Below are 16,399 nucleotides of genomic sequence, written 5' to 3'. Positions count from 1 at the left end.
CGCTGGAGACCGGATGGGAGGGATGGACGTGACCGACGCCCCTCCTGCAGCCCAGAACGCCGCTGCGCCCGGCGCTACTGCCTCCTCAGGGCTTCCGACAGCCGACGAGCCGTGGCCGGTAGCCACCCTCTCCGCCAAGATCCGCGGCTACATCGACCGTCTCGGAACAGCCTGGGTGGAGGGCGAGATCACCCAGTGGGGCATCTCGGGGGGCAACGTCTACGGCAAACTCAAAGACCTCACCGAAGACGCGACGGTGAGCTTCACCATCTGGTCGTCGGTGCGCGCGCGCATACCGGCAGACCTGAAGCAGGGCGATCGAGTCGTCGCACTGATCAAACCGAACTTCTGGGTCAAGGGCGGCACCCTGACCATGCAGGTCTTCGACATGAAGCACGTAGGCCTGGGCGACCTGCTGGAGCGACTGGAGCGGCTCCGGCGACAGTTGGCGAGCGAGGGTCTCTTCGACGTCGGCCGCAAGAAGAAGCTGCCGTTTCTTCCGCACTGCATCGGCCTGATCACCGGGCGCGACTCCGACGCCGAGAAAGACGTACTGCGCAACGCGCAGCTGCGCTGGCCGGCGGTGCGCTTCCGCACGATTCACACAGCCGTGCAGGGGGAACGCGTGGTCCCCGACGTGACCGCCGCGATCAAAGCGCTCGACGCCGATCCTGACGTCGACGTCATCATCGTCGCGCGCGGCGGAGGAGACTTCCAGAACCTGCTCGGCTTCAGCGACGAGCGGGTGGTGCGCGCGGCCGCCGAATGCGCGACACCCCTGGTGAGCGCGATCGGCCACGAAGCCGACCGGCCGCTGCTCGACGATGTCGCCGACCTGCGGGCATCCACCCCCACCGACGCCGCGAAGCGCGTCGTGCCCGACGTCGCCGAAGAGATGGTGCGCGTGCACCAGGCTCGTGCACGGCTCAGCATGCGGCTCACCCACCTCCTGAGTGCCGAGATCGATCGCATCGGCCACCTGCGATCACGCCCGTCGATGGCCTCGCCATCATGGATCGTCGACACCCGCGCCGAGGAGCTCACCCGCTTCGTCGCGCGTGGCGCCGAACTGGCCTTGCGCCTGGTCGACCGCGAGACCACGCGCACGGGCGAACTGCGCTCACAGCTGCGCGCGCTGTCACCGCAGGGAACACTCGACCGCGGCTACGCCATCGTGCAGCTCGAGACCGGCCACGTCGCGCGCACGCCAGATGAGGCGCCTTCGGGGGCAGCGCTCTCGATCACGCTGGCCGAGGGGCGCATCGGGGCCGTCTCGAGGGGTCGCAGCGAGTAGCACCGCGCCGGCTCATCCTCATCGACCCTCGGGGAGGGCGTCAGAGCCGGGCGTCAGGGGCGGGCGTCAGGGGCGGGCGTCAGGGGCAGGACGTCAGCGCGTCGACTCCGGTGCCGAGTGCGCCGGTGCCGCCGAGCACGATGACCTTCGTCGACCCGGACGACTGGATGTCCGCCAGGACAGACGACGGAACACAGTTCTGCGGGATGGCGTACAGGGCCGCAGGAGTGGCCCCGGCGCGTGCGGCGCCACCGAGCGCATCCGGGAAGGCCAGCCCGGACGCGAGATAGGTCGTCGCGGCCGCCGTGAAGAATGCGTGGTTGAGCACTTCCGAGGTCTGGAACCGGTCTGCTCCTCCGTAGCGATTGACGGTCGCGCCGGGCCGGGCACCGAGCTGTGCGGCGATGCCGGCGGAGATCGCGCCGGTGCCGCCCGCGATCGCGAAGGTCGTCGCGCCCAGCCCGTCGATCGTGCTCGCGGTGCCTGCGTCGATGGTGGGTTTGGTCCCGTTGACCAGGATGATCGGCGCCGACACCGACCCGGCAGCGGCTCCTGCCGACACAGCATCGGGGAAGTTCAGGCCACTGGCGATGAACGCCGTCGGCGAGCCGTCCGCAAACGCGTAGGCGGCGAGTTCACGGGAAGTGTCGAAACGGTCGGTCCCGCCGATGCGCACGACTGTCTTCGCGAAGGCACGGAGCTGGGTGAGCACAGCCGCGCTGACCGATCCTGTTCCGCCGACGACCACGATCGTCGCAGGTTTCAGGCGGGTCAGCTCTGCCGTGACGACGCTCGGGATGCTCGTTCCGGGCACCAGGAGCAGGGGCGCGTCGGCGTGCGCTGCGGCGGGGGCGGCACCGAGCGCGTCGGGGAACGCCGTCCCTGCCGCGATATAGACCGTTCCCGCGGTTCCTGGGAACCCGTACTGCGAGACAGCGACGGCGACGGAGTACCGGTCGGGGCCGGCCAGACGCGAGACCGTCGGTTTGACGGAGAGCGTCAAGGATCCGGTGGCGGCAGACGAGGTCGACCACGTACCGAGCGACGCGGCGACACTGTAGCTGTGCGTGCCGAGCGCAAGCCCCGTCAACGGCACGCTCCAGGAGCCGTTCGACGACACGGAGGCGGTGACAGGCGAGGAGGATCCGTCGAACGTGACCGAGATCACGTGGTGGATCGTGCCGTTCCCCAGCGTTCCGCTCAGTGCGCCGCCCACGAACGTCGTCCCGATCGACGTCACCTTCGGCTTGGCGATCGAGATCGACGGTTCCCAGGTCGAGCCGAGCGAGTTCATGACACTCTCGCGGCCGTGCGGCGAAACCATCTGGAAGAAGAACGAGTACTGTCCCGCGCTCGCAGTACCGGTGCACGAACCCCCTGTTCCGCCGGACACGACGCCGGCTGCCGATGAGCCGATCACCACGGCTCCGCCACTGTCGCCGGGAATGGCGCACGCATCCGTCACCATCTCGTTCACGGCCTGGCCGTTCAGCCCGTTCTCGTCCGTCAGCGTCTCCACGTCGTCGACGGCGAGGACGTGTCCGCACGTCCACCCGCTCCTGCTGCCCGATTTGCAGATCGGCGCGCCGACGACACCGGCGGTGTACCCCGTGACGTTGATCCCCGTCGACGGCGCACCCGATCCGCCGTTCCAGGTCGTGACCGCAGGCAGCGGGTTCGTGTCGGGTGAGAGCGATACGAGTCCCTCATCGAAGTTGCTGCCGTACCTGAAGTCAGCAGCACTGAGCGGGCCCAGGTCGCCTCCCCAGCTACCCGCGCCGGCCGCCGTCTGGCTGAGGAAGAACGCGTCGCCGAGCGCGGGCCCCTCGAGCCCGTAACAATGGCCGGCCGTGAGAAAGCGTGCCGCTCCTGTGGTCTTGTCGTGGCCGTTGAAGCCCACCGAGCATCGCCATCCTGAGCCGTCCAGGCCTGTCGTGTATCCCCAGCCCTGGCCACCCAGCAGGTCCGCGAGCGGGTTGCCGGTGAGGTTCGCGTAGCTCGGCGAGGCCGGTGTGGGCCCGAGTTCCGGCGTCGCACCGGCCGCTGCGACGGCGCTCGCGGCGCTCTCGGTTGCGACCGGCACCCGAAGCGTCGTACCGTCGAGTCGTGCCGCATCCGTCGCTATCCCGGCCGCCCGGAGGCGCGCGAGAACATCGGACGCGTTCTCTGCTGCGGACGCGGAGGCGAGATAGGCGGCGGGGCTGATGTGGAGATCCCGATCGATCGAGACCCGAAGGCTTGCAGGGAGCGCGGCTGCGGCGCGCTCGTACAAGGCGGTCGGATGCGGAACCATCCTGGCGGGAACCGCCGCGGGTGCCGGATGCTGGTGCGCGCCCGCCCCCGCAGTCAGGGCCTGTCCGGATGCGCCGCTCGCCGGAATCCCGATTGATGCGATCGCGACTGATGTTGCCACAATGATCACCATCGCCGGCGAGAAATATCGCATTCAAGTCCTTCCATGTCAGCTGCCCCGGAGAAGCTTAGGCAAAGACAAAGGGCTGCGCGAGTGCCCAGTTCGGTGGACGCAGGCCGCCTTGTCTAGCCTGTGGGAACTCGCAGCAGACCGGTGAGGGCTCGACATAGACTGGTGGCATGGCGCAATCCCCCACCGGAGTCGAGGCACTCAGTTACGAAGAGGCACGCGACGAACTGGTCCGCGTCGTCTCCGAACTCGAACAGGGTTCGACCTCACTCGAAGACTCGATCGCGCTGTGGGAGCGTGGCGAAGCGCTTGCCCGGCGCTGCGAGGAGTGGCTCATCGGCGCGAAGGCCCGGCTCGATGCCGCCCGCGCGGGTGCCGTCCCGGCCACGACGGGAGTCGCTGACGACGAATGAGTCCGTCGAAACGACCCCCCGCTGTCGTAGCAGAACTCGGGCGTCCGGAAACACCCGAAGAAACCGCCGAGCGTAAAGCGGAGAATTCGCGCAACCACCGCAACCGGCAGACGGTCAACAACCTGGTGCTGTCGCTGATCGCGACCGTGGCGGTCGTGGCGCTCATCGTGCTCTTCGTGCCCCGCGGCCAGACACCGAGCGGCGCGTCCGTCGACTACAAAAGCATCGCAGCGCAGGCAAAGGGGGCCGAGCCCGATCCTCTGCTGACCCCGGACGTGCCGGGCGGCTGGAGCTCGAACGCGGCAGAACTGCGCACCAAGACCCCTGACGGAGTCGATGCCTGGTACATCGGCCTCATCACGCCATCTAAGGAGTACATCGGCATCATGCAGGGCTTCAAGGCGAACGACAGCTGGCTCGCGACGCAGGTGAACCGTTCGCTCGTCTCATCGACGAAGACGATCTGCGGCCTCCAGTGGGATGTCTACGACAATCGCAATTCGGGCCAGGACAACGGAAACGTCGACTACGCCCTGGCAACCAAGGCGGGCTCCAGCACCCTCGTCGTCTTCGGCACGGCCCAGGACGCGGAGTTCGACACCGTGACCAACTCGCTGTGCGGCCAGCTCGGCACGCTGGGAGCAGCGAAGTGACGCCGCCGAGACCCTCGCGGGTGTGGGATGCGATGCTGCGCGGCAACCAACGTTTCGTCACCGGCGCACCCGAGCATCCGCGGCAGGACGCTGAGCGCCGCGAGACGCTCGCTGCATCCCAGTCCCCACTTGCGGCGATTTTCGGCTGCAGCGACTCGCGGCTTGCGGCCGAGATCATCTTCGATCTCGGACTCGGCGACGCTTTCGTCGTGCGCAACGCCGGCCAGGTCATGTCGGAGTCGGTGCTCGGTTCGCTCGAATACGCCGTCGAGGTGCTGCACGTCCCACTCATCCTGGTGCTCGGGCACGACGAATGCGGCGCCGTGCGGGCCGCCATCGAGTCGCAGGCCCCGGAGGCGGAGCCACTCCCGCCGCACATCGCCAACCTGATCGCACCGATCGTTCCGGCTGTCCGGCGGGTGACGCACGCATCGCCCGAGCATCCGATCGAGATCGCAGACGTCGACGCGAGTGAGGTGGGCCGAGAGCACCTGCGCGACACGGTCGCCGAACTGCTGCAGAGTTCCGAGTTGATCAGCTCTGCCGTCGGGGAGGGAAGGTTGGCTATCGTTGGTGCCAACTACCGACTCGAGGAAGGTCGGGCCGTTCCCGACATCGTCGTCGGAATGGTCTGAGAACCGGCCGGCTCAATCGCGTGACGCGCAGGCAACCCGCTCTGCGCTCAACGCCCCAGAAAGGAAAACACACCGTGGTGGACACCCCGGCTCATGCCGAGTACCGCATCGAACACGACACGATGGGCGAGGTCCGAGTTCCGGCCGACGCCCTGTACGGCGCACAGACGCAGCGTGCAGTCGAGAACTTCCCGATCTCGGGGTCGGTTCTCGAGCCCGCTCAGATCGCCGCCCTCGCACGTATCAAGAAATCGGCAGCTCTTGCCAACGCCCGCCTCGGCGTGCTCGACCAGGCCATCGCCGACGCCATCGCGGCGTCCGCGGATGAGGTGGTCACGGGCGTGCACGACGCTGAATTCCCGATCGACGTCTACCAGACCGGCAGCGGCACGTCGTCGAACATGAACATGAACGAGGTGCTCGCGACGCTCGCCACCCGGCGGCTCGGCAGCCCCGTCCACCCGAACGATCACGTCAACGCCTCCCAGTCATCGAACGACGTCTTCCCCACCTCGGTACACGTCGCGGTGACCGGAGCGCTCATCGACGACCTCATCCCGGCGCTCGACCACCTCGCGGTCGCACTCGAAGAGAAGGCGACGCTCTGGGCGACCGTCGTGAAATCGGGACGCACCCATCTCATGGATGCGACGCCGGTCACGCTCGGCCAGGAGTTCGGCGGCTATGCAGCCCAGATCCGTCTCGGCATCGAGCGCATCCAGTCGGCGCTGCACCGGGTCGCCGAAGTGCCCCTCGGCGGCACGGCGGTCGGAACCGGCATCAACACTCCCCTCGGGTTCCCCCAGCTCGTCATCGAACTGCTCACCCAGGAGACCGAACTCCCGATCACCGAAGCGCGCAACCACTTCGAAGCGCAGGCCAATCGCGACGCTCTCGTCGAGACGTCCGGCGCGCTCCGTGTCATCGCGGTCAGCCTTACCAAGATCTGCAACGACCTTCGCTGGATGGGGTCGGGCCCGAACACGGGACTGGGCGAGCTCAGCATCCCCGACCTGCAGCCCGGCTCATCGATCATGCCCGGAAAGGTCAACCCGGTCATCCCCGAAGCCGTGCTCATGGTGTGCTCCCGCGTCATCGGCAACGATGCCTCGATCGCATGGAGCGGCGCCTCGGGCAGCTTCGAACTCAACGTGGCCATCCCGGTGATGGGGACCGCGCTGCTCGAATCGATCCGCCTGCTTTCGCAGGGCGCCCGCGTGCTCGCCGACAAGACGATCATCGGCCTCGAGGCCAACGTCGAGCGCGCACGCGCGTTCGCCGAATCCTCACCGTCGATCGTCACTCCGCTGAACCGCGTGATCGGCTACGAGTCTGCCGCCAAGGTCGCCAAGCACGCTGTGGCAAAGGGCATGACCATCCGTGAGGCCGTCATCGACCTCGGGTTCGTCGAACGCGGTGAGGTCACGCTCGAAAAGCTCGACTCAGCGCTCGACGTGCTGAGCATGACGCACCCCGGCTGAGTTCCGCACCGCCGAGCACAACGATTGCTGCGGTTTGGCACGTCTGCGCCGCGTCGAGCGGCAGCAGGCGTACCACACCGCGGCAGACACCGGCCAGGGCCGGGACCGCCACGGCAGGCGCGTGGCCACCGCACACGCCGGGCCATCGCCGGTCAGAGGGCGGGCGCGAGCGCGACCGCACCCCAGAATCCGCCGAGCATGAACGGGCCGAACGCGAGCTGGGCATCACGCCGCGCGCCGGTCGAGACGAGCGCGCCCAGCGCGACGGCGCCCGCAGCCACGAACGCCGACGCCGACCCGAGTACGGCGCACCACGGGCCGATCGAGCCGAGCAACACGCCGAGCAACACAGCCAGTTTCACGTCGCCCATCCCGGCATCGCCGGCCAGCGCAGGACCGAGCAGCACCATCGCATAGCCGGCGCCCCAGGCCACTGCGACCACAGGGTCACGGCCGTCGGCCGCCGCCCCCACGACTCCGGTCAGCGCGATCACCAATCCTGGCACGACCAGTGCATTGGGCAGCCGGAACTCGGCGAGATCGATACGGCACAGCTCGCCGGTCACGACGGCGAGATAGAAGAGCGGCGCGGCGAGGAACAGCCCGCCGTCGGCGGCCCGCCAGCCGACGACGATCAGGCAGGCTGCGAGCGCGAGCCGCGCCGCGACCTCCGTCACTCGTCTGTGTCGCTCCCCCGGCATCCCGAAACACTACCCACAACCGGGAGGTCGCCGCGGAATCCATCCACAGGGCGATCACAACGAGCGAACCGCCCCCGGTCCCCAAGGAACGAGGGCGGTTCGACGAAGCGCTGAAGCCGGCCGGGTCAGGCCAGCTCGTTGCCTTCCAGCATCTCGGTGACCAGCGCGGCGATCGCCGACCGCTCCGATCGGGTGAGCGTGATGTGGCCGAAGAGCGGGTGCCCCTTCAGCGTCTCGATGACGGATGCCACCCCATCGTGGCGTCCCACCCGCAGGTTGTCGCGCTGGGCCACATCGTGCGTGAGCACGACACGTGAATTCTGCCCGACGCGGCTCAGCACGGTCAGGAGGACGTTCCGCTCCAGCGACTGCGCCTCGTCGACGATCACGAACGCGTCGTGCAGCGAACGCCCGCGGATGTGCGTGAGCGGCAGCACCTCGAGGATCCCGCGATCGAGTACTTCGTCGAGCACGTTTTGTGAGACCAGGGCGCCCAGCGTGTCGAACACCGCTTGCCCCCAGGGGTTCATCTTCTCGCCCTGGTCTCCGGGCAGGTAGCCGAGTTCCTGCCCGCCGACCGCATAGAGCGGCCTGAACACCATGATCTTCTTGTGCTGGTTGCGTTCGAGCACCGCTTCGAGACCGGCGCAGAGCGCGAGCGCGGACTTCCCCGTTCCGGCTCGACCCCCCAGCGACAGGATCCCGATCTCGGGGTCGAGCAGCATGTCGATGGCGAGCCGCTGCTCCGCCGAACGGCCGTGCAGACCGAAGACGTCACGATCACCTCGTACCAGTTTGAACGTGCGTTCGCCGGTCACCCGGCCGAGCGCCGAACCGCGGTCGGAGTGGATGATGAGCCCGGTGTTCACGGGCAGCTCCGAGACGAGCGGCGAGCGTGCGGACTCCTGGTCGTACAGGTCGGCCATTGCGTCCGAGCCGAGAGTGATCTCGGCGAGGCCGGTCCAGCCGGAGTCGACAGCGAGCTCCGCTCGGTACTCCTCAGCGGCGAGTCCGATCGAGGCTGCTTTCACACGGAGGGGAAGGTCTTTCGACACGACCGTCACGGCCAGGCCGTCATTCGCGAGATTCTGGGCGACCGCGAGGATGCGCGAATCGTTGTCCCCAAGCTGCAGCCCGCTGGGCAGCACAGACATGTTGGAGTGGTTCAGCTCGACACGGAGCGAGCCGCCGTCACCCACCGGGATCGGGAAGTCGAGTCGCTCATGCTTGATGCGGAGTTCGTCGAGGTTGCGCAGCGCCTGCCGGGCGAAATACCCGATCTCCGGATCGTTGCGTTTTCCCTCCAGCTCACTGATCACCACGACCGGAACAACGACGGCGTGTTCGGCGAATCGGAAGATCGCCTTCGGGTCAGACAACAAGACCGAGGTATCCAGGACATAGGTACGCTCGGTCTGTTCGATCTGTTCAGTTGTCTCCTGCGAGTCCCGCCGTTCGGTTCCGTTCTCCTGGTTTCCAGTTGGCTGTCGGGTTTCTAGTTCGGCCACAACCACTCCCACCCCGACCGCCGCGAGTGCGATCGGATTCAGTTGGCGAGTCGGCCGGTGTGTTGCGAAACGAACTTACGTGGCCGTCTCGACCGGGCGCCGTGCCCGATAGTGAGAAGGTACGTCCGCTCCGGGAAACGGTGAGTGAGACACGCCAAATGTTCAGGTTACAAGCAGATGAATCCTGACCCCAGTTGAGGGCGTTGCGTGCCCGGCCGGACTGTGCGGGGGCCGGCCGGACCATGGCCGCCCGCGCCGTTAATAGGCGCTCGCGTACGAGGTGAAGGCGGCGCGCAGCATGTCGAGCGTCTCCTCGCCCGTGCCCGCGTGGATGCTGAGGCGGATGCTCTGCCCGCGTCCCGTCGCCGTGATGCCGTGATTGAACAGGGATGCCGCCAGCACCGTCAACTGCTCCGGCTGCGGTTCCAGCACCACGATCCCCGCTCGCTCGTCGGCGCTTCTCGACGATCCGATCGGAATCGCGAAGTCGTCGGCCAGGTCGAGAACGCTCTCGACGCGATCGGAGATCGCAGCGTTGATCGCCGGCACGCCCACGTCGGCGATCTCCTCGAGCCCGGCTGAGAACCGGGCCTGCGCGATCAGGTCGGGATTGCTCATGCTGAATGCTTTCGCCGTGTGGCTCGGCTCGACGACCTCGTCCCACGACTCGCCCCCATCTACGCCGGTGAAGCCGCTGAACACGGGGGTGAGGTGGTCGAGGGCGCGCTCGCTGAGGGCGAGGAATCCGGTTCCCCAGCCTGCGCGCACCCACTTCTGTCCGCCTCCGACGACCACGTCTGCCACCTCGTACGGCGCATCGACGACACCGAAGCCCTGGATCGCATCCACGATCAGCAGCCGGTCGCCGATGACCTGCCGGATCCCGTCGATGTCTGTCAGGTATCCGGTACGCGAGTCGACGAGGCTGACCGCGACAGCCGCCGTGTTCTGGGTGATCTGCTCTTTGATCTGCCCCGGAGTGACGCGCCCGTGGTCGGTCTCCAGCCAGGCGGGGGTGACGACGTGGAGCGCCTGTGCTGCGCGCACGGCGGCGAAGGTGAGGCTCGGGAACTCGCCGGCCGAGAGGAGGACCGTGCCGGTCATCCCGAACAGCGCGTGCATGAGCCCCGTGCTCGTGTTCGGCTGGAACACGACCTGGTCCGATGCGAATCCGGTGAGGGCCGAGAGCGCATCGCGCACCCGCTGGTCTTCGCGACGCATCCCTTCGACGCTCCCGAACCGCGCCTTGGCGAGGATTTCGTTCTGCCCGGCCGCTTCGGCGAGCACGGATGCAGACAACGGGCCGACGCGCCCGTAGTCCAGGTAGCCGGGCTCCTCGCGGAACCCCGCGGCGAACTCTTCCACAGTGGTCATCGTTTCCTCCGCGCTCATTCTGGCAGTACGGGCGCGCGAGGGATGCTCATTACGGCCGGTCAGCCGCCATAACGCCGCTGACGGCGCGAGTAGTCGCGCACCGCACGGAGGAAGTCGACCTCGCGGAGGTCGGGGCCGAGGGCCTCCACGAAATAGAACTCGCTGTGGGCGCTCTGCCAGAGCATGAAGTCGCTGAGCCGCTGCTCGCCCGACGTGCGGATGACCAGGTCGGGGTCGGGCTGGCCGCCCGTGTAGAGGTGCTCGCCGATGAGATCAGGGGTGAGCAGGTCGGCGAGGGTTTCGAGACTGCCGCCGTCGGCATGGTGAGCCGCGACGATGCTGCGCATCGCATCCGTGATCTCTTTGCGGCCGCCGTAGCCGACGGCGAGATTGATGTGAAGGCCCTTATTGCCGGCCGTGCCTTTCTCGGCCTCGACGAGTGTCGCCACCAGCGGCGCGGGCAGCCCGGCCGTCGTGCCGACATGCTGCACCCGCCAGTCGCGGTAGTGGGAGAGATCTTCGGCGAGCTGGCCGATGATCTCGATCAGGTCGGAGAGCTCCTCGTCGTCGCGGTTGGTGAGGTTGTCCGACGACAGGAGGTACAGGGTGACGACGGAGACGCCGAGGTCGTCGCACCATTCGAGGAATTCGCGCATCTTCGCAGCCCCGGCACGGTGTCCGTGTGCGACGGTCTCGTGCCCTGCCTGGCGCGCCCAACGCCGGTTGCCGTCGATGATCATCGCGACATGGCCCGGCACGACGTCTTTCGTGAGCCCCCGGCGCAGACGGTTCTGGTAGAGGCCGTACAGCAGTCCTCGCCCGAGTGGTGTCCGCTGCTTTGTCACACCTGTACGTTACCGCGAGCGAGCGCTGCGCCAACTCACAGGGTCGGCGGTACGCTCGCCCAGTATTCTTGCACCATGACCCCCCGCAAGACCCACGAAGCCGAGGATGTCGCTGAGCTCCTTGACGAGCCCGCGTCCGCTCTGGGCCCGGCGGATGCTGCCGTCAAAGAAGACGAGGAGCGCGGACCCGACCTTCCGAACATCCCGCTCCTGGACGCGTCGGCGGCGAACGTCGACGACATCAAGCCGACCTGGCGCGGCTGGATCCATGCGGGCACCTTCCCGGTCGCCGTCGTGGCCGGAATCGTTCTCATCAGCCTTGCTCAGGGCGCCCCGGCGAAATGGGCGTCGGCCGTCTTCGTGCTGACCTCGATGCTCCTCTTCGGCAACTCGGCCCTGTATCACCGCTTCAACTGGAGGCCACGCACCAAGGTCATCCTGAAGCGCATCGACCACGCGAACATCTTCCTTCTGATCGCGGGAACGTACACGCCGCTCGCCGTCCTCGCACTCCCGCCGTCGAAGGGAGTGCTGCTGCTCTCGCTCGTGTGGGCGGGCGCGCTGCTCGGAATCGCCTTCCGGGTCTTCTGGATCACCGCGCCGCGCTGGCTGTACGTGCCGCTCTACCTGCTGCTCGGCTGGGCGGCGATGATGTACATCGTCGACCTGCTGGACGCCAACGTGGCGATGATGGTGCTCGTGGTGGTCGGCGGCCTGTTCTACACGGTCGGCGCCATCATCTACGGCATGAAGAAGCCGAACCCGTGGCCCGGAGTCTTCGGCTTCCACGAGATCTTCCACACGCTGACCGTGCTGGCGTTCATGTGCCACTGGACGGCCGTGCTCCTGATCGCGATGAACCCCGTCTACAACGTCGGCTCCTGACCTGCTCCTGACCTGTCGTCGAGCACAGGAATAATCACCTCATCCGGCGAGATTCAGGTGCTTTTGCCTGTGCTCGACGGCGGACCGTCGGGGTCTGAGGAGTCAGACGAGCCCGGCTTCGGGTCGACCTCCCGGTCGAGTCGACGGAGCTGCTCCTCGTCGAGGAGCTGACGGATCTCGTCGCGGTAGCGAACGCGTCGGATTCGCCGCACCATGTCGATGATGAGCAGCACGACGGCCACCGCGATGAGGAACGTGATGCCGAACCCGACCAGGCCGGGGGTCACCGTGTCGGGGTTGAACTGGGGCGCGGGCGACGGTGTCGGTGTCGCCGCGGCCCGGATGGACAACTCAGCGATCGTATGCAGCAACGCGGCGCTCACGCGTTGTTCTCGATTGCGGCGAACGGCTCGTTCTCAGGCATTTCCGTCTTCAATTCTCGCGGGCCCTCCGGGGAGCGGCCGTGGTTCTCAGGAATCTCTCCTAGTCTTGAGATCAAGCCTAACCGTTCGGAACGGCGCACCATTTTCACGGGAGTATCAGTGCTGGGACAAGCATCGCTGTGACTGAGCAGCTTGCCGAACGCTACGGCCGAACGCGCAACCGGGCTCGTCGCGACCGATGGTGGATTGTCGGAATCGCGGTCGCATTCGTCGCCGTCTTCACCGCGTGGGTACTGTGGGCCGGGCTCGACGGCTCGTCGGGCAACCTCGAGGCGACCGACACCGCCCACACCATCGTCGACGACCACACCGTGAGCGTGACGTTCTCGATCAACACACCACCTGGAACGCCGGTCACCTGCGCGGTGCAGGCCCTCGACGAGTCGTTCGCCATCGTCGGCTGGAAAATCGTGACCTACCCGGGCTCCTCGCAGCGCGTGACGAGTCATACTGAAAGCATCAGGACGACACAGTTGAGCAACACGGGTTTGATTTCGAGCTGCTGGCTGACTTAAGCTCTTCTGAACGCCCTGACGGATACGTCGGGGCGTCGACTTTATGTCGGAAGAGTTCAACCCGACCATCCACTACGTACGGGGTAACACCCGGACGGCGCAAAAGGAGTTCAGCATGTCTCAGGAGACTCAGGTCACCTTCTTGACCCAGGAAGCTTACGACCGCCTCGCGGCCGAGCTGGAGGAGCTGAGCGTCAACGGCCGAAACGAGATCGCCAAGCGTATCGAGGCCGCGCGCGAAGAGGGGGACCTCAAAGAGAACGGCGGTTACCACGCCGCCAAAGACGAGCAGGGCAAGATCGAGGCCCGCATCGTGCAGCTCACCCAGCTGCTGCGTCACACGACCGTCGGCGCCATTCCTGAAAGCCACGGCGTCGTGGAGCCGGGCACCGTCATCACTGCGAACATCGCCGGCGACGAGAGCGTGTTCCTCATCGGCAACCGCGAGATGGCTGCGGGCAGCGACCTGTCCGTCTACAGCGAGCAGAGCCCTCTCGGGGCAGCGATCATCGGCCTCAATGTCGGCGACTCGACGAGCTACACCGCCCCGAACGGCAAGCAGATCGACGTGACCGTCACCAAGGTCGAGACGTACGCGGGCCAGTAGACCTCACGAGCGTAGCTCGCTCGGCGCTGGCGTCGCGGCGTCGCGATGCGACGCTCCAAGCTCCAGCGCGCTTATTCGTAGTCGACGACAGGGTCGTACCCTGCGGCACGCAGTGCCTCGATCACCAGCTGGCGGTGTTCCGTTCCCCGGGTCTCGACGCTCACGTCGAGTTCGACCTGGCTGAGCTGCAGGTCGTGCCCGTGGCGGGTGTGGAGCACTTCCACGACGTTCGCGTTCGCCTCGGCGAGCAGTTCGGCAATGCGAGCGAGCTGCCCGGGACGATCCGGAAGCATGATCGTGAGCTTCAGGTAGCGATCGGATGCGGCGAGCCCGTGACCGATGACGCGCTGCATGAGCAGGGGGTCGATGTTCCCGCCGCTGAGGATCGCCACGGTCGGACCGGTCGGGGCGACCTTTCCCGCGAGGATGGCGGCGACCGACACGGCGCCCGCCGGCTCGACGACCATCTTGGCGCGCTCGAGCAGCACGAGCATCGCCCGTGCGATGTCGTCTTCGCTGACGGTGACGATCTCGTCGACGGTCTCGCGGATGATGGCGAAGTTGAGCAGGCCCGGCTTGCTGACCGCGATGCCGTCTGCAATCGTCGCGACCGAGGTGATCTCGGTGGGCTCACCGGCGGCCAGTGACGGCGGGTAGGCCGCGGCGTTGGCCGCCTGCACCCCGATGACCCGGATCTCCCGGCCTTGCTGTGCCGCACGGAGCTTCACTGCGCACGCGACACCGGAGATGAGCCCGCCACCCCCGATGGGGACGACGATCGTCGCCGCGTCGGGCACCTCGTCGAGGATTTCGAGACCCAGCGTGGCCTGGCCGGTCACGATGTCTTTGTGGTCGAACGGCGGAATGAGGACTGCCCCGGTCTCGGCGGCGAATTCTGCGGCAGCGCGCAGCGGCTCCTCGACCGTGTCGCCGCGGAGGACGACATCCGCCCCGTAGGCGCGCGTAGCCGCCAGTTTGGGAATGGCGACGCCGCGCGGCATGAAGATGGTCGCAGCGATGCCGAGGTCGCGCGCCGCGAAGGCCACCCCTTGCGCGTGGTTGCCGGCCGATGCCGCCACGACTCCCCTGGCGCGTTCCTCGGGCGTGAGCTGAGCGAGCCGGTTGTAGGCTCCGCGGATCTTGTAGGAACCGGTGCGCTGCAGGTTCTCGCATTTGAGGTGCACGGGGGAACCGAGCACCTCCGCGAGGTACCGCGACGTCTCCATCGGTGTATGGTCGGCGACCCGGGAGACCACGTCACGCGCAGCCTCGATCTCATCGAGTGTCGGGCCTGCGAAGGGTGTGCGCGTCGTTCCGGTCAGGGTAGCCACCGGCTCAGTCTATTGGCGTTCATATTCCCTGTGGGGCATGGCCTGGAGCCTCAGCGGGCCCGTCTGCTGGGTCGGGGAACGGTCACCCACAGCGCGGGAATCGGCTGGGCGAGGGCCGGGTCCCCCGGCGGAGCGCTTCGCCAGACGCCGCTCGAGACGTACTGGACCATCACGTTGAGCACCGCAGCGAGCGGCACGGCGAAGAGGGCTCCGGGGATGCCGGCCAGGAGCGATCCTGCGGCCACGACGAGCACGACGGCGAGTGGATGCACTTTGACGGCCGTTCCCATGATGAACGGCTGCAGTACGTGGCCTTCGAGCTGCTGCACGCCGAGCACGATGGCCAGCATGATCACGGCGAAGACCCATCCCTTGAAGATCAGGGCGATGAAGACGGCGAGCGCGCCGGTCAGCACGGCACCGACGATGGGGATGAAGGAGCCGAGGAAGACGAGCACGGTGATCGGGATGACCAGCGGCAGTCCGAGGATGAGGGCGCCGAGCCCGATGCCGATCGCGTCGATGGTCGCGACGAGGATCTGGACCTTGGCGAAGCTCGTCAGCGTGACCCAGCCGGCGCGTCCGGCGCCGTCGACCGCGGCACGGGCGTTGCGGGGGAAGATGTGGACGATCCAGTTCCAGATGCCCTTACCGTCGATGAGGATGAAGATCAGGCTGAACGCGGTGAGCAGGACCCCGGCGAGCACGTGGCCGAGCGTCGAGCCGATCGACAATGCCCCGGAGATGAAGATCTGGGTGTCCTGCTGGATGGCTTTGCCGAGCTGTGCCAGGTACGCGTCGATCTGGGCGGGCGTGAGGCCGAGCGGACCGGTCGTGAGCCAGTCGCGGAACTGGTGGTAGGCCGCCACAGACTGGACGCTGAGCGACGAGGCCTCCCGAGTGACCTGCCAGACCGCGAGGTAGAACAGGCCGCCGACGACGACCACCAGGGTGAGCATCGCGGTCACGATGGCGACCCACCGTGGCCAGTGGTGCCGGTGCAGGAAAGTAGAGAACGGCACGAGGAGCGCCGCGATCAGCACAGCGATCAGCAGGGGGATGACGATGAGCCGCAACTGGATCACGAGGAAGATCACGACGGCGATCACGGCGCCGATCACCAGGAGCCGCCAGGACCATGCGCCGGCCACCCTCACCCCGCGCGGCAGCGACTCTTCGATCGGGCTCGGCGCGGTCACGGTTGTGACGGCGCGCCTGCGCCCCGCGAAGAGGCCGCCGCGGGGCCGATCACTCCCCTGTGCTGTCGTGTCTGTTCCCTCGGACGTCTCCAC

At 67.3% G+C, this 16,399-nt stretch carries 16 protein-coding genes; 8 read left to right on the top strand and 8 right to left on the bottom strand.

What is annotated here, in order from left to right; genetic code table 11:
• The first annotated feature begins 22 nt into the window (after nucleotides 1-22).
• Nucleotides 23-1,294: an exodeoxyribonuclease VII large subunit gene (gene xseA, locus ACPPVQ_RS07645; protein ID WP_426520246.1), complete on the top strand. Its 1,272-nt coding sequence runs from the start codon at nucleotides 23-25 to the stop codon at nucleotides 1,292-1,294.
• Nucleotides 1,295-1,373: 79 nt separating this feature from the next.
• Here xseA and ACPPVQ_RS07640 read toward each other — a convergent pair whose 3' ends face one another.
• The gene (locus ACPPVQ_RS07640) at nucleotides 1,374-3,707 is read right to left on the bottom strand and encodes a cell wall-binding repeat-containing protein (RefSeq protein ID WP_426520244.1); all 2,334 of its coding nucleotides are present in this window, start codon (nucleotides 3,705-3,707) and stop codon (nucleotides 1,374-1,376) included.
• 179 nt (nucleotides 3,708-3,886) lie between these two features.
• On the opposite strand from ACPPVQ_RS07640, the gene ACPPVQ_RS07635 reads away from it, so the two are divergent.
• The 4 genes from ACPPVQ_RS07635 to ACPPVQ_RS07620 all read left to right on the top strand — a co-directional run bounded on the left by ACPPVQ_RS07635 (nucleotide 3,887) and on the right by ACPPVQ_RS07620 (nucleotide 6,898).
• Entirely contained in the window at nucleotides 3,887-4,129 is a 243-nt protein-coding gene (locus ACPPVQ_RS07635; RefSeq protein ID WP_426520242.1) for an exodeoxyribonuclease VII small subunit, read from the top strand.
• The gene (locus ACPPVQ_RS07630) at nucleotides 4,126-4,782 is read left to right on the top strand and encodes a DUF4245 domain-containing protein (protein WP_426520240.1); all 657 of its coding nucleotides are present in this window, start codon (nucleotides 4,126-4,128) and stop codon (nucleotides 4,780-4,782) included. Before ACPPVQ_RS07635 ends, ACPPVQ_RS07630 begins: the two co-directional genes overlap by 4 nt.
• Before the next feature lie 32 nt (nucleotides 4,783-4,814).
• On the top strand, nucleotides 4,815-5,417 hold the full coding sequence (locus tag ACPPVQ_RS07625) for a carbonic anhydrase (RefSeq protein ID WP_426521175.1): 603 nt from the start codon (nucleotides 4,815-4,817) through the stop codon (nucleotides 5,415-5,417).
• 74 nt (nucleotides 5,418-5,491) lie between these two features.
• Nucleotides 5,492-6,898: a class II fumarate hydratase gene (locus ACPPVQ_RS07620; RefSeq protein WP_426520238.1), complete on the top strand. Its 1,407-nt coding sequence runs from the start codon at nucleotides 5,492-5,494 to the stop codon at nucleotides 6,896-6,898.
• 152 nt (nucleotides 6,899-7,050) lie between these two features.
• Here ACPPVQ_RS07620 and ACPPVQ_RS07615 read toward each other — a convergent pair whose 3' ends face one another.
• The 4 genes from ACPPVQ_RS07615 to ACPPVQ_RS07600 form a co-directional block, all read right to left on the bottom strand.
• A complete protein-coding gene (locus tag ACPPVQ_RS07615; RefSeq protein ID WP_426520236.1) occupies nucleotides 7,051-7,599 on the bottom strand; it encodes a hypothetical protein in 549 nt (182 codons plus the stop codon).
• A gap of 125 nt (nucleotides 7,600-7,724) precedes the next feature.
• Nucleotides 7,725-9,023, bottom strand: a complete 1,299-nt coding sequence (locus ACPPVQ_RS07610; protein WP_426521173.1) for a PhoH family protein — start codon at nucleotides 9,021-9,023, stop codon at nucleotides 7,725-7,727.
• 342 nt (nucleotides 9,024-9,365) lie between these two features.
• Nucleotides 9,366-10,481, bottom strand: coding sequence for an aminotransferase class V-fold PLP-dependent enzyme (locus tag ACPPVQ_RS07605; protein ID WP_426520234.1), 1,116 nt, complete (start codon nucleotides 10,479-10,481; stop codon nucleotides 9,366-9,368).
• 59 nt (nucleotides 10,482-10,540) lie between these two features.
• Nucleotides 10,541-11,326: an isoprenyl transferase gene (locus ACPPVQ_RS07600; RefSeq protein ID WP_426520232.1), complete on the bottom strand. Its 786-nt coding sequence runs from the start codon at nucleotides 11,324-11,326 to the stop codon at nucleotides 10,541-10,543.
• Between the two features lie 75 nt (nucleotides 11,327-11,401).
• On the opposite strand from ACPPVQ_RS07600, the gene trhA reads away from it, so the two are divergent.
• On the top strand, nucleotides 11,402-12,211 hold the full coding sequence (gene trhA, locus ACPPVQ_RS07595) for a PAQR family membrane homeostasis protein TrhA (protein WP_426520230.1): 810 nt from the start codon (nucleotides 11,402-11,404) through the stop codon (nucleotides 12,209-12,211).
• Between the two features lie 53 nt (nucleotides 12,212-12,264).
• Here the strand turns inward: trhA and ACPPVQ_RS07590 are convergent, their stop codons facing one another.
• Entirely contained in the window at nucleotides 12,265-12,561 is a 297-nt protein-coding gene (locus ACPPVQ_RS07590) for a hypothetical protein (protein ID WP_426520228.1), read from the bottom strand.
• 212 nt (nucleotides 12,562-12,773) lie between these two features.
• On the opposite strand from ACPPVQ_RS07590, the gene ACPPVQ_RS07585 reads away from it, so the two are divergent.
• Both ACPPVQ_RS07585 and greA read left to right on the top strand, forming a co-directional pair.
• A complete protein-coding gene (locus ACPPVQ_RS07585; protein ID WP_426520226.1) occupies nucleotides 12,774-13,169 on the top strand; it encodes a DUF4307 domain-containing protein in 396 nt (131 codons plus the stop codon).
• A 115-nt stretch (nucleotides 13,170-13,284) separates the two neighbouring features.
• Nucleotides 13,285-13,776: a transcription elongation factor GreA gene (greA, locus tag ACPPVQ_RS07580; RefSeq protein ID WP_426520224.1), complete on the top strand. Its 492-nt coding sequence runs from the start codon at nucleotides 13,285-13,287 to the stop codon at nucleotides 13,774-13,776.
• Between the two features lie 71 nt (nucleotides 13,777-13,847).
• Here the strand turns inward: greA and ilvA are convergent, their stop codons facing one another.
• Both ilvA and ACPPVQ_RS07570 read right to left on the bottom strand, forming a co-directional pair.
• Nucleotides 13,848-15,107 (bottom strand): threonine ammonia-lyase, encoded by a 1,260-nt coding sequence (gene ilvA / locus ACPPVQ_RS07575; protein WP_426520222.1) that lies wholly within the window; start codon nucleotides 15,105-15,107, stop codon nucleotides 13,848-13,850.
• 50 nt (nucleotides 15,108-15,157) lie between these two features.
• On the bottom strand, nucleotides 15,158-16,399 hold the full coding sequence (locus ACPPVQ_RS07570; protein ID WP_426520220.1) for an AI-2E family transporter: 1,242 nt from the start codon (nucleotides 16,397-16,399) through the stop codon (nucleotides 15,158-15,160).

The sequence above is a fragment of the Leifsonia sp. McL0618 genome (genome assembly GCF_049994905.1).
Lineage (GTDB): Bacteria > Actinomycetota > Actinomycetes > Actinomycetales > Microbacteriaceae > Diaminobutyricibacter.
This window is presented reverse-complemented; position numbering and strand designations above follow the sequence as displayed.

Coding starts and splice junctions, on each gene's coding strand:
- xseA (WP_426520246.1), top strand. CDS start 23: ATGGACGTGACCGACGCCCCTCCTGCAGCCCAGAACGCCGCTGCGCCC.
- ACPPVQ_RS07635 (WP_426520242.1), top strand. CDS start 3,887: ATGGCGCAATCCCCCACCGGAGTCGAGGCACTCAGTTACGAAGAGGCA.
- ACPPVQ_RS07630 (WP_426520240.1), top strand. CDS start 4,126: ATGAGTCCGTCGAAACGACCCCCCGCTGTCGTAGCAGAACTCGGGCGT.
- ACPPVQ_RS07625 (WP_426521175.1), top strand. CDS start 4,815: ATGCTGCGCGGCAACCAACGTTTCGTCACCGGCGCACCCGAGCATCCG.
- ACPPVQ_RS07615 (WP_426520236.1), bottom strand. CDS start 7,599: ATGCCGGGGGAGCGACACAGACGAGTGACGGAGGTCGCGGCGCGGCTC.
- ACPPVQ_RS07605 (WP_426520234.1), bottom strand. CDS start 10,481: ATGACCACTGTGGAAGAGTTCGCCGCGGGGTTCCGCGAGGAGCCCGGC.
- trhA (WP_426520230.1), top strand. CDS start 11,402: ATGACCCCCCGCAAGACCCACGAAGCCGAGGATGTCGCTGAGCTCCTT.
- greA (WP_426520224.1), top strand. CDS start 13,285: ATGTCTCAGGAGACTCAGGTCACCTTCTTGACCCAGGAAGCTTACGAC.